The sequence below is a fragment of the Treponema berlinense genome (assembly GCF_900167025.1).
In the GTDB taxonomy this organism is placed as follows: Bacteria; Spirochaetota; Spirochaetia; order Treponematales; family Treponemataceae; genus Treponema_D; species Treponema_D berlinense.
In genome coordinates, this window is record NZ_FUXC01000002.1 from 239342 (window position 1) to 255133 (window position 15792).

Below are 15792 nucleotides of genomic sequence, written 5' to 3' on the forward strand. Positions count from 1 at the left end.
TTTTTTTTAGTGTTGGCATTATGAATTATTCAGAATTAAATTTAAACGAAAGCCTTTTTAAAGGAATTGACGAAGCCGGTTATGTAGAATGTACTCCGGTTCAAAAACAGGTGCTCGAAGTTTCTCTCGACGGAAGCGATCTTTATGTTCAGTCTCAGACTGGAACTGGAAAAACTGCTGCTTTTCTTGTGACAATTATGCAGCAGCTTTTGAGCGGCGGAAAAAGCGAAGGCAAAAAAGCGCTTGTAATGGTTCCTACGAGGGAACTTGCTGTTCAGGTTGAAGAAGAAGCCAAAAAACTCGGAAAATTTTCTGGTCTTGAAACTGCTTCTTTTTATGGTGGAGTTGGTTACGAAAATCAGATTGACGAGCTTAAAAAGGGTGTTGATATTATTGTTGGAACTCCAGGCCGTATAATTGATTTGCACGAATCAAAAAAAATGGACTTGAACAGCGTTGCTTATCTTGCGATTGACGAAGCCGACAGAATGTTTGACATGGGGTTTTATCCTGATTTGTGCAAAATTGTAAAATTTTTGCCTGGCTCTGATGTTCGTCAGACAATGCTTTTTTCCGCAACTTTGAATTCTTATGTAAAAAATCTTGCCTGGGAATATACGAAAGATGCGAAAGAAATCGTAATCGAGGCAAATAATATTACGGTTGATGAAATTGATCAGGAGCTTATTCACGTTGCGAGCGATGACAAAATTCCTCTTTTGCTTGGAATTTTGCAGAAAGAAAATCCTGAAAGCCTGATTATTTTCTGCAATACAAAAAAAATGTGCGAAATTCTTTCAAAACGCCTGAAACTGAACGGTGTTAAAAATGAATTTATAATCGGAGATTTGCCGCAGAGCCGCCGTCTTAAGATTATGGATAATTTTAAGGACGGAAAAATAAAATGTCTTATTGCGACCGATGTTGCGGCGCGCGGAATTGACGTGAACGACCTTGCGATGGTTGTAAACTTTGATTTGCCGAACGAAGCGGAAAATTATGTTCACAGAATTGGACGTACTGCTCGTGCCGGAAAAAGCGGAAAAGCCTACAGTTTCTGTTCTGAACAGGACGTTTATTCTTTAATGCCGATTGAGCGTTATATTGAAAAACAGATTCCTTCAAGACTTGCTGTTCAGGAGGAATTTGTTGAAGATAAGAGCCGCAATGTTTACATAAAGCTTGATTCTGAAAAAAAACGGGAAGAACGCGAGCAAAAACAAAAGTCATTCTCAAGACGTTCAGAAAGAAAGCAAAGTGGAAAATCGGCAGGAAGATACGAAAAGAAGGCGAATTCAAACTCTTCTGCAAAACGCCGCACAACCGACGAAGAGCTTGCAAAATTGAGCGGAATGACTGCTGACGAAAGAATGAAATATTACAAGGAAAAATATTCAAACCTTTCAAAAACAGGCAGTTCTGTTTCGGAAAATGGCGGAAATTCAAAAAAATCGTCGGCATCGAAAAATTCTGCAAAAAATGCCAGTTCTTCTAAAAACGGAAAATCTGTCAAAAACGCGAAAAACAATTTTTCAAAAACTGGCGGAAAAAAATCGCCTCAAAAGCAGAATTTTAACGGACAAAATAAAAAAACTGCTTTAAAAGCAAGTGCAAAAAATAATAAAAAAACTGGAATTTTTGATAGAATTAAGAAATTCTTTTCAAAATAACAAAATAAGTAAAAAAAATTAACAAAAACAACTTTTAAAAGGGAGACATAAATGATTACAGTTTCGGACGTAAGCCTTCATTTTAGCGAAAAACCGCTTTTTAAAGACGTAAATTTAAAATTTACGGCAGGAAACTGCTACGGAATTATCGGTGCAAACGGCGCAGGAAAATCAACTTTCTTGAAAGTTCTTTCCGGTGAACAGGACCGCGATTCCGGCGAAATTATCATAACTCCTGGAGAGCGCATGGCCGTTCTTAAACAGGACCACTTTGCATTTGACAGTTACAGTGTAAAAGAAACCGTAATGATGGGTTATCCAAAACTTTATGAAGTTTCTAAAGCACGCGATGAAATTTATGCAAAAGAAGATTTTACCGAAGAAGATGGAATAAAATCAGCAGAACTCGAGGCTCAGTTTGGAGAACTCGGCGGTTACGAATCAGAAAACCAGATTGAGCAGATGCTTTCTGGTCTTGGTCTTGAAGAAAAATATCATGACAAAATGATGAGCGAACTTGATGAATCTCAGAAAGTCCGTGTTCTCTTGGCACAGGCTCTTTTTGGAAATCCGGATATTCTTGTCCTCGACGAACCGACAAACGGTCTTGACCTTGAGTCAATTAGCTGGCTTGAAGACTTTTTGCTTGATTTTGAGAACGTTGTAATTGTTGTAAGCCACGACCGCCACTTTTTGAACACTGTTTGTACAGTTATTTGCGATATTGACTACGGAAAAATCACTCAGTTTGCCGGAAACTATGACTTCTGGTACCAGATGAGCCAGATTCTTCAGAAGCAGGCAAAGGATCAGAAGCGTAAAAACGAAGAAAAAGCAAAGGATTTGAAAGAATTTATCCAGAGATTCGCTTCAAATGCCGCAAAATCTCGTCAGGCAACCAGCCGCAAGAAAATTCTCGAAAAACTTGAACTTGATGACCTTCCTGTCACAAGCCGCAAATTTCCGTTTGTACAGTTCAAACCTGACCGCGAAATCGGAAACAATGTTCTTGAATGCCGCAAGCTCAATTCAAAGGACGAGGATGGAGTTCAGCTTTTGAACGACTTTAGCCTTATTGTAAACCGCACTGACAAAATTGCATTTGTCGGAGTTGAGCACAACACTATTTCTTCCCTGTTCGACATAATTTCTGGCGAAAAAAAGGCGGAAAGCGGAGAATATTTCTGGGGTCAGACGACAAGCTGTTCTTATTTGGCACGTGACAACAACCAGTTTTTCAATAACGACTACAATATTACCGAATGGTTAAAACAGTTCTCAAAAGAGCAGGATGATGCTTATGTCCGCGGATTCTTGGGAAGAATGCTTTTTTCTGGCGATGAATCGCTTAAAAAAGTGAAGATTCTTTCCGGAGGCGAAAAAGTACGATGTATGCTTTCAAAATTGATGCTTGCCGGTTCAAATATCCTTATTATGGACGATCCGACAAATCATCTTGACCTTGAGGCGATTGAAAGCTTAAACCGTGCGCTTGTTGATTTCCCTGGAGTAATTCTCTTTACAAGTCACGACCACGAATTTATTTCTACAATTGCAAACCGCATAGTCGAAATTACACCAAAAGGCGTAATTGACCGCATGATGCCGTTTGACGATTACATGGCAGATGACCAGATTCGTGCTATGCGCGAGGAATATTACAAAGATTCGGACAGAAAAATTAAATTCTAATTGTTAGAATTTGAATGCTTTTGCTGTGCAAAAAATTAAAAGTTTTGCGCAGCAAAAAAAGTAAAAAATTTTAAAAAAATTGCAATTTTGCTATTGACCAAAAATATCAATTTAGTTATAGTAATATACATCAATGCCGCAGTAGCTCAGTTGGTAGAGCGCCGGACTGAAAATCCGTATGTCGTTGGTTCGATTCCAACCTGTGGCAAAAGGCTTCTGACAGACTCAGGAGCCTTTTTTATTTTAAATTCTTAAAACAAAATTATTTGTAAGATATTATTTTTGCGTTACAATTCTATAAGTCGGACGATTGTCTCGTTCAGCTTTTGTTTTTGAAATTAAGTTATTTGTTTTTTTTACAGGAGGATATTTCAATGAAAAAAATAAAATTCTTGGGATCGGTTGCGCTTTTTGCTCTCCTTTCCACATCTGTTTTTGCCTGGAAACCTGAAGATATTACACCAGGTTGGGTTGAAAATTTTAATTCGCAGGCAGATGAAATTAGCAATGGTTTTGATGATTTCTCAAAACAGCTTGCCGCTGCGGTTCCTCAGGCTGCAACTCAGCAGAATGTCTGGTCTGACGCTTATATCGGCCAGTTGATTTCGCTTCCGCCTCATCTTGGTGGAGGAGTAAATATCGGTTTTACTCACATTGATACAAGCGGATTAAAGCAGGCTATCGAAGCTTTGCAGCTTGACGACATTGACATTAAGAGCAGCTATTATTTTCCGGTTTTTACGGCTGACCTCCGTATTGGCGGAATTTTGCTTCCTTTCGATTTTGACATTGCTGTTATGAAAACTGGAAAAATGAGCACTTCTCAGTTCGGTGCAGATCTTGATGTTGATTTGCTTACAGTCGGAATGGACGTGCGCTATGCTCTGTTTAAGGGCGGACTTATAATGCCAAAAATCAGTGTCGGTGCAGGTTATTTCTACAATCAGGGAACTTTTGGAGTTTCTTCGGATTATGCGAAGGCAAATGTTGATTACAAAGTTCACACAATGTATCTTCAGGCTCAGGTTTCTAAAAAATTCCTTTTTGTAACTCCATTTGTTGGTTTGAGAGGACTTGTTTCTAAGGCGGACAATACTTGGGACTGGGCTTACAGCGGAGCTTATGCAGATCAGATTGAAACTGTTGCGGGAACACTTGGAGCAAAGGTTAAAGACAACGGTTCTTATAAGACAGATTCGTTTGATTTTAACGCAATTCAGCCTCAGATTTTTGCAGGTGTAGGCGTTAATTTCTTTGTTCTCGACTTTACTCTCAGCATTACTGCCGACTTGCGTCATATTACAGATGACGGCTTGTGGTCAGGAGCTGCAAGTTTAAGACTTTCCCTGTAGTTTTATAAGTGAATTTAAAAATTGGGCCGGTTGATTTTTCAGCCGGCTTTTTTCTTGTCTAAAGAAAAAAACTGTGTCATAATAACACAATGAGCATAAAAATTGTTTTTGCTGGTGGCGGAACAGGCGGACACATTTATCCGGGACTTGCCGTTGCCGATGAATTAAAAAAAATTGCAGAAAAAAATAATCTTAAAATAAGAATTTACTGGTTCGGAAATTCTTCCGGAATGGACAGAACACTCGTCGAAAAAAGCGGAAGTGCCGACAGGTTTTGCGCAATTCCTTCTGGCAAACTACGGCGATATTTTTCAATAAAAAACTTTTTTGATGTTTTTAAAATTATCGCAGGAATTGCGGTTTCTTTTTTCAGGCTTTTATTTATTCGTCCGGCTGTTGTTTTTTCTAAAGGCGGATTTGTTTCTGTTCCTCCTTGTTTTGCCGCGCGAATTTTGCGGATTCCTGTTTTTACGCATGAGTGTGATTTTACACCAGGACTTGCAACAAAAATAAATTCGCGCTTTGCTTCAAAAATTCTGGTTTCTTATCCGGAAACTGTAAAATTTCTTCCAAAAAACAAACAGAGCATTGCCGTTGTGACCGGAAATCCTGTTCGCCCTGTGTTTTATGAAGCTGATGCACAAAAAGGACGGAAATTTCTTTTTGAAGGAAAGAATGCGGATTTAAAAAAGCCTGTTCTTCTTGTACTTGGTGGAAGTCTTGGCGCTCATCAGTTGAATGAACTTGTTGTAGAAAATTTGGCCTGGCTGACAGAGCATTTTAACGTAGTTCATCAATGTGGTTCAAAAGATGCAAATTTTGTGCCTGCTCAAACGGACAGTTATTTTCCTTATCCGTTTATTTATGAGCAGATGCCTGATGTTATTGCTTGTGCGGATGTTATTCTTTCGAGGGCAGGAGCAAATACAGTCTGGGAAAGCGCTGTTGAAAAAAAGCCTTCTGTTCTTATTCCGTTGTGTGGAAATGGAACCCGGGGCGATCAGGTTGACAATGCAAATTTCTTTAAGGAGCGCGGAGCCGCTTTTGTTTTGACAGGAAACGAAGCGGTTTTTGAGAATTTACGGAATTGTCTTGAAAAACTCTTGGACAAAAAGGAAAGAGATTTAATGTCTCAAAAAATGGCAGAACTCGCATCTGGAAAAAGAGCTTCCTTAAAAATTGCTGAATTGATTTTTAAAAGTATAGGAGGTACGATAAAAGTTACATCCGTGTAATTTTTATCATTACAGTTTGTTTAAGCGTTGCTTTTACAGACTTTGATTCTCGCCATCCATGGCTCGCCGCTAACGCGGACTTTTTAAAAGTCAATCCTAAGACTGAAGTTTTAATATTGACTTTTTATAGGAGAAAAATAATGCATTTTGGCTTTATTGATGTAGTTTTTTTTATAATAGTTTTATTTTTTGCAATAACTGCTTGTGCAAAGGGTTTTTTGAAGGAATTGTTCGGAAAACTTGCTCTTGTCGCTGGAATTCTCGTTGCAGTATTTTTTTGTGGCAGTTTAAGTCCTTTTCTTGAAAAAATAATAAAAATAAAGAGCGTTTGTCTTGTTATTTCATTTATACTTCTATTTATAGTTGTTTTTTTGTTCGTAAAAATTTTACAGACAATTATTGCAGGACTTTTTAAAGGTGAAATCTTAAAAAGTCTTGATAAAATTCTGGGATTTGCGATTGGAATGGCGGAAGGTCTTATAATTGTCAGCGCAATTGTAATCGTGTTAAAAGCTCAGCCGTGGTTTTCTACTGATTTTATTGACAGTACATTTTTTTGGACGTATTTTTCACCAATCCTTGCAAAACCAATTGTAACTTTGGGAGCGGTTTTTGTCTAATGTTTGAAAATCTTTTGTATCAGGACGCGGCATCTCTTTTGACGCTCGACATAAAAAACAAAACACTTCCGTCTTCAATTTTGCTTTCTGGACCTCAATCTTCCGGAAAACTGACCTGTGCGCTTGAACTTGCACGGGTTCTTTCCTGTACAGAACCTTTGCCAGAAAAAAAAGGAAACTGGCTTTGCAACTGTCCTTCCTGCCGCAAACAAAAGGAACTTGCCGGAACAAATGTCATTTTGGCGGGTCCCCGTGACTGTTCGCTGGAAATTCTTGCCGCTACAAGAACACTTTTGGACGCCGGAGCAAATAATTATTCGTATTTGCCTGCCGCCCGTTACCTTTACATTCGTTCTGTTCGAAAACTTGTTCTGCGTTTTAGTCCTGTATTGTGGGAAGGCGATGACAAACTTTCAAAACTTTCGCCGCTTGTAGAAGAAATAAATGAACAGCTTGAACGTCTTAATCCTGAATTTCCTGTTCCTGCAAATGAAGAACTGGATGAAATTACAAAAAAAATTCTTCAGTCTGCGCAAAAACTGGAGTCAACTTTTATGTACGATTCTCTTCCGATTGACCACATAAGAAAGGCTTCGTTTTGGACAAGAATGAAATCTAATGACGGAAAAAAAGTTCTTATCATTGAAAATGCGGACAAAATGAATGAAAGTTGCCGGAATGCGCTTTTAAAAATTCTTGAAGAACCGCCAGAAGATGCTGTATTTATTCTTACGACTGCAAGCCGTGGAGCCGTAATGCCGACTATTCTTTCGAGGGTTCGTACTTACAGTTTTGTCGAGCGTACTCAAAATCAGCAGCGCGAAGTGATAGAAAGAGTTTTTCATGACAATGCTGACAAGGGAAACGGTCAAATTCAAGAATATTTACAGACTTTTTTGCCTGTTTCTCCCAAAAATATAAAATCAACAGCGGAATTTTTTTATAACGGAATTAGGGAAAATAAACTTATTCAAATCAGCGAAATCGTAAAAAAATGCGAAGATTTTGAGCCGCGCACAATGTTCAAGATTTTTTTACAGGGAATTCTTGAGGCTCAGAAATCTCCTGTTGATAAAGATGAAAATTCCGGACGAAACGCAGAAGTCGAAATAAAAAATATTCAGGCTGTAAGGCAGTGTTTTAACAACGTTTCTGTTTATAATCAAAAACCAGTTGCAGCATTGGAAAAACTTTACAGGGATTTGGCAGGAATCAGAAAGGCGAATTTGTTTTAAAACTGTCTGGATAAAAATTACGGATTGTTTGCTCAAGCGTTGCTTTCACAAACAGTGATTCTCGCCGCTAACGCGGAGTTTTTATTAGGAGGATTTATGCAGGAATTTTCGAATCGCGTATATGAAAAACTTTCAAAATTGTCTCCAGGGCAGATTGAACTTTTTTTTAGCGAAATAAAAAATCAAAACGAAGTTTTTCAGTCAATTTTTCAATCTCTTTCTACCGGACTTGTAAGTGTAGAAAAAAACTGGAAAGTTACTCAGATAAATAAAGCTGCCGAACGTTATCTGCCTTTAAAATCTTCTCCAGAAGAAAACCGGAATCAAAAATTTTACGATTTTATTGATGATGAAGAAATTTATAAATTTTTAAAAGGCTGCGACGAAAATAACCGCACAAATTTAAGCGAAGAATACACGGTTTCGACTCCAGGCGGTTCTGTAAGATTTATCGAAATTTCTGTAATGCCGCTTGTTCAAAATAACGAAATTTCCGGCAATATAATAATGATTGAAGATGTGACTCAAAAGCGAAGCCAGGAAGTTTTGCTTCATCGAATGGAAACCATGGCCGGTCTTACAAACATTGCCGCAAGCGTTGCCCACGAAATAAAAAATCCGCTTGGAGCAATAAGCATTCATATTCAACTGTTGCAAAAGGCAATCAGAAAAAAGCGGGAAGGCGATGGAATGTTGCCAGATCCAAAGTTTACAGAAAATTATCTCGAAGTCGTAAACCAGGAAATTGACCGTCTGAACAAGATTGTCGTTGATTTTTTAATGGCAGTTCGTCCTGTTTCCGCAAATTTTTCGCTCGTAAAGGTAAATACTCTTTTAACAGATTTTATTGGTTTTATTGCACCGGAATTTAACGAAAAAAAAATCAAGGTTGAATCCAAACTTTGCAAAGAGGATCCAAAACTTTTAATTGACGAAAAGCTTTTTAGAGAAGTTTTGGTAAATATTGCTCAAAACGCGCTTGCTGCAATCGAAGAGCGTTTCCGCACAAGCATAAAGACAAATGCTTTTGAAGAAGTGTTTTTTGGAAAAATTCTCATAAAAACAGAGACAAAAGATGATAAATTTATTCTGAAAATTTCGGACAACGGAACAGGAATGAGCGAAGAAGTAAAATCCCGAATTTTTGAGCCTTATTATACGACAAAAGCAAACGGCACAGGTTTGGGAATGGCTATGTCCTATAAAATCATAAAAGAATTTTCTGGAGATATTAGCGTTGATTCAGTTTTGGGAGAAGGTTCAGAATTTACGATTACAATTCCAATTCCGCAGACGCAGAAAAAACTTTTGACCCACGATGAGGAAGTCAGATGAAATTTACACTTTTGGTAATTGATGATGAAAAAAATATTCGTGAAGGGCTTGCCGCCGACTTTGAAATGGACGGTTATGATGTAAAAATTGCTGCAAACGGCGACGAAGGGCTGGAATTTCTTTCAAAAGGCGATATTGACCTTGTAATTACAGATTTGAGAATGCCGGGAACAAGCGGAGAAGACGTCTTAAAAAAAGTAACACGCGAAATGCCGGGAATTCCTGTAATTGTTTTGACAGGCCACGGTTCAATTGACGCCGCCGTGTCTGCAATGCAAAACGGTGCCTACGATTTTTTGACAAAGCCTCTCAATCTTGAGCATCTGGAACTTGTTGTAAAGCGGGCGTTAAAGGGCAGGGAACTCAGCTTGCAGCATCAGGAACTTTTGTCCGAAGTTAAGTCAAAATCGTCAGACAATATGATTGGAAAAAGTCCTTCTCTTCAAAAAGTAAACAATCTTATAAACAAGGTTGCAGATTCAAAGATAAGCATATTGATAACAGGCGAAAGTGGCGTTGGAAAAGAAGTTGTAGCGGACGCGATTCAGCAAAAATCTTCAAGACGGGACAAGCCTTTTATAAAAGTGCACTGCGCGGCTTTAAGCGAGTCTTTGCTTGAAAGCGAACTTTTCGGTCATGAAAAAGGGGCTTTTACCGGCGCCGAAACTTTGCATAAAGGAAAATTTGAGCTTGCTGACGGCGGAACAATTTTTTTGGACGAAATCGGCGAAATAAATCCTGGAGTTCAGGTTAAACTTTTAAGAGTTTTGCAGGAAAAAAAGTTTGAGCGCGTTGGCGGAGAAAAAACGATTGAGGTCGATGTCCGCGTAATTTCTGCCACAAACAAAACTCTCGAAGACGAGGTAAAACAAAAGCATTTCCGCGAAGATCTTTATTTTCGTCTTAAAGGAATTGAAATTATGGTACCGCCATTGCGTGAGCGAAAAGACGATATTCCGCTTTTGCTAAACAATTTTCTTTTAAAATATAACAAGGAAAACAACAAGAATATAAAAGGCTTTTCTAATTCTGCAAAAAATATTCTTTTCAATTATGATTGGCCAGGAAACGTGCGTGAACTTCAGCATTGCGTGGAAAGTGCCGTCGTCATGGCGAGCGGAGATGAAATTCAGGCGGAAGACCTGACGATTAAACTTGAAGACAAAAAAAACAGTTCGGGAATTCTGGTGCCTTATGGAATTAGCCTTGAAGATGCCGAAAAAATGATTATCCTTGAAAATCTTGAATCTAACAACGGAAACAAAACAAAGACAGCGGATATTTTAAAAATCGGAAGAAAAACTCTTCATCGAAAACTGAACGAATACGGTCTTGTAACAAGTTCCGGGCCGGAAGAAGAATAATTTTTAGCAGATTAAAATCAAAATCTTGCTTTTAACGCCGTTTTTTTTCAGACCTTTAAGTTTTTTGCTTAAAACTTGGAAAACCACTCTTCGAGAATTTTCCAGTTTGAGAGAATTTGTTCTGTTTTTTCTTGTGTAATTTTTCTCATAGTTTCGTTGTCGGCGTTTTTGTCAGGATGAAATCGCATAAGTTTTTTTCTAAACTGCTTTTTTGCGTCTTCTAAAGACATTTCGTCTGTTATGCCGATTATTTTCGCTGCTTTTTGAATTTCTGTTCCTGCGTTTTTTAGTAAAATTTTATTTTTATGCGGACTTTTTTCATGGGGATTTTTTTTCTCTTCCTGAACAGGATCGATGATTTTTTCTTTTTCGTAAGATTTTTGTTGCGTATTTTGAGCGGAATAGGGGTTTTCGTAAAAAAAATTGCCGGAATCAAGCGCTTCGCTGAGCAGTTCTCCCAGTTTGTCATACATTGAATCCGGCATTTTGCGTATTTCCTTTTGTTTTATTTTTTAGATAATTGTTCCGGCAGGAATTACAGTGCCTTTTCTGATTACGATAATGCCGTCTGCAGCGTAGAAAAGTCCGTGGTCGCCATCTTCGTATTTTTTGCCGCTTATGTTAATCTGGCAGTTGTCGCCGATTGCCGCATTTTTGTCGATGATTGTGCTTGCAATTTTGCAGTTTTTGCCGATTCCGATATTTGGCTTTCCGATTTCTTCATTCTTCTTTTTTTTGTCTTCTGTTTCGTAGAAGTCTGAACCCATCATAATTACGTCATTTAATTTACTGCCATTTTCGATTACAGAACGAACTCCGATTACAGAGTGCTTGAGTTTTGCTTTTGTAATTACACAGCCTTCTGAAGTCAAAGAATTTTCAATTTCTGCACCGTTGATTTTTGATGGCGGAAGATTTCTCATATGAGTGTAAATTGGCTCTTCAACGTCATAAAGGTTGAAAGCTGGATTGTATTCTGTCAATTCGAGGGTCGCATTGTAGAAACTTCTGATTGTTCCAATATCTTCCCAATAACCGTCAAAAATATAAGAATTTACTTTTTTTGTTTTGATTGATTTTGGAATGATTTCTTTTCCGAAGTCTGTATAGCTGTTATCCAAGGCTTCTTCCATTGTCTTTGCGTTGAAAATGTAAATTCCCATCGAAGCAAGATATTCTTTTTCTGGAGGAAGGTCGCCGCGCGCATTCTGAGGAATTTTCCAGTCAGAAATGTCCAAATCTTTTGCAGGCTTTTCCTGGAATGCCGTAATCTTGTTTTTTGAGTCTATTTTCATAATTCCAAAGCCGGAAGCATCCTGACGGTTTACTGCTGTTGTAGCAATCGTAATGTCAGCTCCGCTTTGAATATGGCTGTCCATAAAATCTTTTAAATTCATTCTGTAAAGCTGGTCGCCTGAAAGAATTATGTAATGCGTAGGATTAGCCGACTTAAAGTGAATCATATTTTTGCGTACAGCATCTGCCGTTCCTTCAAACCAGCCAGAATTTTCCAGTGTCTGTTCAGCCGCGAGAATTTCTACAAATCCGCCGGAAAAATTGTCGAAATTGTAGGTCTTTGTAATGTGATGGTGCAAAGAAGCGCTGTTAAACTGAGTAAGCAGATAAATTTTTCTGTAACCTGAATTGATGCAGTTGGAAATTGGAATGTCAACGATTCTGTATTTTCCGCCAAAAGGTACTGCTGGTTTTGAACGCTCCTTTGTGAGAGGATAGAGTCGGGTTCCTTTTCCACCTCCCAGAATAATTGCAATTACCCTTGTTTTTTCTGATGTGTTTTTTGTGCTCATAAGTGACTCCCATATTTCGCTGCAACATTCATTGCATATTTTTTAATATATCTAATTATAAATCTAGTTTTTTTAGTTTTCAAACAAATTTGAACCAGGATTTTATTATTGCCTGTTTATTTATGGTCGTCGCTTTTTTTATCTTCAGTTTTTTCGTTTTTATCCGCCGAATCATCTTTTTTTTCAGAATCAAGATTCTCCGGATTGTCCAAAAGTTCCTTAAACTCGTTTTGTGGCATAGGTTTTGCATAGAAATAGCCTTGAACAATGTCGCAGCCCATCTTTTTTAACAGCGCAGACTGTTTTGCATCTTCAACACCTTCTGCAACTGTCGCCATATCCAAATTTTTTGCCATGTTTATGACAGAATTTATGATTATGTGCTCTTTTTCCGTATTTTGAGTGTTTAGGAACTCTTTGTCGAGTTTTATTACATTTGCCGGCAAGTCTTTTAAAAGACTGAGAGAAGAAAATCCAGAACCAAAATCATCGACAGAAATAGAAAATCCTGCGTTTTTAATTTCGTTCATAGCTTTTAAAAGACGATCTTTATTGTCCATCATCAGGCTTTCTGTAAGCTCGATTTCGATTTTTGAAGGCGCAATTTCGTATTTTGAAGCAATATCGTGGTAAATTTTTGCAACATCTGGATTATAAAGCTGGACTCTCGAAAGGTTGCAGCTGATTGTAAAAGGCTGTTTTTCTTTTTTATCTTTTTGAGATTTGTTCCAGCGGTCAAGAAACTGGCAGACGTTTTCAAACACGAGCAAATCGATTTTTTCAATAAAACCGTTTTTTTCAAACATCGGAACAAAATATGAAGGCGACAAAAGTCCTCTTTTTTTGTGATTCCAGCGGACAAGGGCTTCTGCGCCGATTATTTTTTCTGTATTGAAGAGGAATTTTGGCTGGTAGTAAACGACAAATTCGTTTTCCTTAAACGCCCTTTCCATGTCAAAAATTATATCTTTTTCAAGCTGGCTGTTAATTTCCATTTGGGAAGTAAAAACGCAGATTCTCTTTGGATTCAGGCTTGATTTTCCGAGCTTTCTTGCAGTCTGAGCCTTGTCCAAAATCATCAGCGGCTCTTCGTTTGGATCTTTTATCTCGTAAACACCGACTGAAAATTCAATTTTAAAATGCTGAGGCAAAAGTTTTTTGATTTTGTCGTTTACGGTTGTCATTGTTACGATTATGTCCTCGAGAACAGGAAGAACCGTCGACTTAATGAGGAAGGCAAAGTTGTCGTTGTAGTTTCTGCACAGAAGCGAGCCTTTTGGAGCGGTTTTGCTAAAAAGTGAACCAAGTTCCGACAAAAGCTTGTTTCCGTTGTCCTGACCGAAAACCTGAGTTATGTAACGGAAAGAATTGATGTCGAGCGAAACGAGGGAATACTGGACATTTTTTGCTTTTTTTATAGTTTTTTTTACCTCGGCAAGAAACTTCTTTGTAGTTAAAAGTCCTGTAAGGTCGTCCCTAAAAAGACTTTTTTTTAACCATCTGACAGCAAAAATAAGTGCTGCTGTCAAAATTAACAATATAGCTATAAAAATTGATATAAAAATTTTATTCACGATAAACCAACTGTTTTTAAGTCAAACTCAAGCCGTATAAATACAAAGATAATTATAACACTTTTTCTTTAATTATTCTAAAAAAATTTAACTTAATTTAAAAACAAATCAACAAATTTCTTAATTTTGGATAAAGTGGAGCTTTTTGAAAAAAATCGGTGCTAAAAAGCGCATTGACCGGTCAGAGCGAAAAATGCGGTCAAATTCAAAATCAAATTGCTAAACTCAAAAAAACTGGTTTCCGATAATAAAAGTGTAGCGTATTTTTTTGCGTTTTTTGGGAGCGAATATGATTAGAGGTTTGTACATTGGTTCGAGCGGAATGAATGCTCAGCAGAACAGGCTTGATGCTATTTCTAATAATCTGGCAAACGTCGATACTGCCGGTTATAAAAGCGATATTTCTGTAAGCAAGTCTTTTCCGGAACTTCTTTTAAGACGAACTCAGGCGGACGGCGTTTATAAAACTTCCGTAGGCTCGGCAGATGTTGCTCCGATTATTGGAAAACTCGGCCTTGGTGTTGAAACAAACGAAAATTTTACAAAATTTGAACAGGGCTCTTTCCGTTCTACAAATTCTGCTTCCGACATGGCTTTAAGCGGCGAAGGTTTTTTTGCTGTTCAAACTCCAGTTGGTGAACGCTACACAAGAAACGGTAATTTCTTGCTCGGAAAAGAAGGAATTCTTGAAACAAAAGACGGCTATCCTCTCATGGGCGAAAATGGCGCAATTCATGTTGAGGACGATAAATTTACCGTAAACGAAGACGGAATGATTTATTCAAAAGATGGAGAACTTATTGACCGCATAAAAGTTGTTCGTTTTGACAATGAGCGCTACCTTAAAAAAATGGGAAACAGTTTGTGGTCAAGCAATGATATTTCTGGAGAGGCTTATGTTGCTGAAGGACTTGAGCGCCCTAAAATGATGCAGGGATATATGGAAACAAGCAACGTAAATGTTGTAAACGAAATGGTAAAAATGATTGAAGTAAACCGCGCTTACGAAGCGAGCCAGAAAACAATTCAGAGCGAAGATTCGATGATGTCTACTCTTTGGACAAAAGTCGCTGCTTATCGTTAATTTTAGGAGGGGCAAAAAATGGTAAGAAGTTTGTGGACGGCCGCAACTGGAATGAACGGCCAGCAGTCTAATATCGATGCAATTTCAAACAACCTTTCAAATGTAAACACGACAGGTTTTAAACAGCAGCGTGTTGAATTTGAGGATCTTTTATATCAGAACGTAAAACTTGCAGGCACTCCTGCAACGGAAGACACTGTGACTCCTGTTGGAATACAGCAGGGTAGCGGTGTAAAAGTAGCCGCAACCCAGAGAATTTTCAGCCAGGGTTCTTTGCAGAACACTGGAGTTGATACGGATATTGCTGTTGTAGGCGACGGTTTTTTCCGTGTTCAGCAGTATGATGGAAGTTTTGCCTATACCCGCGACGGTTCTTTTAAGGTTGATATGAACGGTCAGCTTGTAAATTCAAACGGTTTGCGCGTTATGCCGGAAGTTGTTTTGCCAGATGGTTACGACATTCACTCTCTTACCGTTACAGATGACGGTCGTGTAAGCGTAAAAATTTTTGGTCAGAATGACCCTATAGACGTAGCTCAGCTTGAAATTTACCGTTTCCCAAACAATGCCGGCCTTGAAGCCGCTGGAGACAATCTTTACAAGGTGACAAACGCTTCCGGAGAGGCTGTTGCAGGTCGTCCGGGATATGACGGTTTTGGCGTTACAAAACATAAATTTGTTGAAATGTCGAATGTTTCTGTTGTAAACGAAATGGTTCAGATGATTGTTGCTCAGCGCGCTTACGAGTTTAACTCAAAGGCTATCCAGACGACGGATTCAATGCTCAGCACGGCAGTAAACCTTAAACGCTAGTTTTTTTTGA

Annotated in this window: 13 protein-coding genes and 1 tRNA gene; 11 read left to right on the forward strand and 3 right to left on the reverse strand. The window is 38.3% G+C overall.

Annotated elements, in window-relative coordinates; translation table 11 throughout:
* Nucleotides 1-20: 20 nt before the first annotated feature.
* The 9 genes from B5D47_RS02935 to B5D47_RS02975 all read left to right on the forward strand — a co-directional run bounded on the left by B5D47_RS02935 (nt 21) and on the right by B5D47_RS02975 (nt 10503).
* On the forward strand, nt 21-1670 hold the full coding sequence (locus tag B5D47_RS02935) for a DEAD/DEAH box helicase (protein WP_078930451.1): 1650 nt from the start codon (nt 21-23) through the stop codon (nt 1668-1670).
* Between the two features lie 51 nt (nt 1671-1721).
* On the forward strand, nt 1722-3362 hold the full coding sequence (locus tag B5D47_RS02940; RefSeq protein WP_078930327.1) for an ABC-F family ATP-binding cassette domain-containing protein: 1641 nt from the start codon (nt 1722-1724) through the stop codon (nt 3360-3362).
* A gap of 135 nt (nt 3363-3497) precedes the next feature.
* A tRNA-Phe gene (locus tag B5D47_RS02945) sits at nt 3498-3570 on the forward strand.
* A 166-nt stretch (nt 3571-3736) separates the two neighbouring features.
* Nucleotides 3737-4714, forward strand: a complete 978-nt coding sequence (locus B5D47_RS02950) for a hypothetical protein (protein WP_078930328.1) — start codon at nt 3737-3739, stop codon at nt 4712-4714.
* 89 nt (nt 4715-4803) lie between these two features.
* Nucleotides 4804-5949, forward strand: coding sequence for an undecaprenyldiphospho-muramoylpentapeptide beta-N-acetylglucosaminyltransferase (gene murG / locus B5D47_RS02955; protein WP_078930329.1), 1146 nt, complete (start codon nt 4804-4806; stop codon nt 5947-5949).
* A 140-nt stretch (nt 5950-6089) separates the two neighbouring features.
* Nucleotides 6090-6569, forward strand: a complete 480-nt coding sequence (locus tag B5D47_RS02960) for a CvpA family protein (protein WP_078930330.1) — start codon at nt 6090-6092, stop codon at nt 6567-6569.
* Nucleotides 6569-7804, forward strand: a complete 1236-nt coding sequence (locus B5D47_RS02965) for a DNA polymerase III (protein WP_078930331.1) — start codon at nt 6569-6571, stop codon at nt 7802-7804. Before B5D47_RS02960 ends, B5D47_RS02965 begins: the two co-directional genes overlap by 1 nt.
* Before the next feature lie 96 nt (nt 7805-7900).
* Nucleotides 7901-9139 (forward strand): two-component system sensor histidine kinase NtrB, encoded by a 1239-nt coding sequence (locus tag B5D47_RS02970; protein WP_078930332.1) that lies wholly within the window; start codon nt 7901-7903, stop codon nt 9137-9139.
* A complete protein-coding gene (locus B5D47_RS02975) occupies nt 9136-10503 on the forward strand; it encodes a sigma-54-dependent transcriptional regulator (protein WP_078930333.1) in 1368 nt (455 codons plus the stop codon). Before B5D47_RS02970 ends, B5D47_RS02975 begins: the two co-directional genes overlap by 4 nt.
* Before the next feature lie 68 nt (nt 10504-10571).
* Here B5D47_RS02975 and B5D47_RS02980 read toward each other — a convergent pair whose 3' ends face one another.
* The 3 genes from B5D47_RS02980 to B5D47_RS02990 all read right to left on the reverse strand — a co-directional run bounded on the left by B5D47_RS02980 (nt 10572) and on the right by B5D47_RS02990 (nt 13840).
* On the reverse strand, nt 10572-10988 hold the full coding sequence (locus tag B5D47_RS02980) for a DnaJ domain-containing protein (RefSeq protein WP_078930334.1): 417 nt from the start codon (nt 10986-10988) through the stop codon (nt 10572-10574).
* Between the two features lie 27 nt (nt 10989-11015).
* Nucleotides 11016-12311, reverse strand: coding sequence for a glucose-1-phosphate adenylyltransferase (locus tag B5D47_RS02985; protein ID WP_078930335.1), 1296 nt, complete (start codon nt 12309-12311; stop codon nt 11016-11018).
* Between the two features lie 116 nt (nt 12312-12427).
* Complete coding sequence (locus B5D47_RS02990) at nt 12428-13840, reverse strand: putative bifunctional diguanylate cyclase/phosphodiesterase (RefSeq protein WP_143592591.1); 1413 nt, start codon at nt 13838-13840, stop codon at nt 12428-12430.
* A gap of 334 nt (nt 13841-14174) precedes the next feature.
* Here B5D47_RS02990 and flgF point away from each other — a divergent pair, with 334 nt between their 5' ends.
* Nucleotides 14175-14969 carry a flagellar basal-body rod protein FlgF gene (flgF, locus tag B5D47_RS02995; RefSeq protein ID WP_078930337.1) on the forward strand — a complete coding sequence of 265 codons (795 nt, stop codon included), beginning with the start codon at nt 14175-14177 and terminating at the stop codon, nt 14967-14969.
* Nucleotides 14970-14987: 18 nt separating this feature from the next.
* On the forward strand, nt 14988-15782 hold the full coding sequence (gene flgG, locus B5D47_RS03000) for a flagellar basal-body rod protein FlgG (protein WP_078930338.1): 795 nt from the start codon (nt 14988-14990) through the stop codon (nt 15780-15782).
* Nucleotides 15783-15792: the final 10 nt, after the last annotated feature.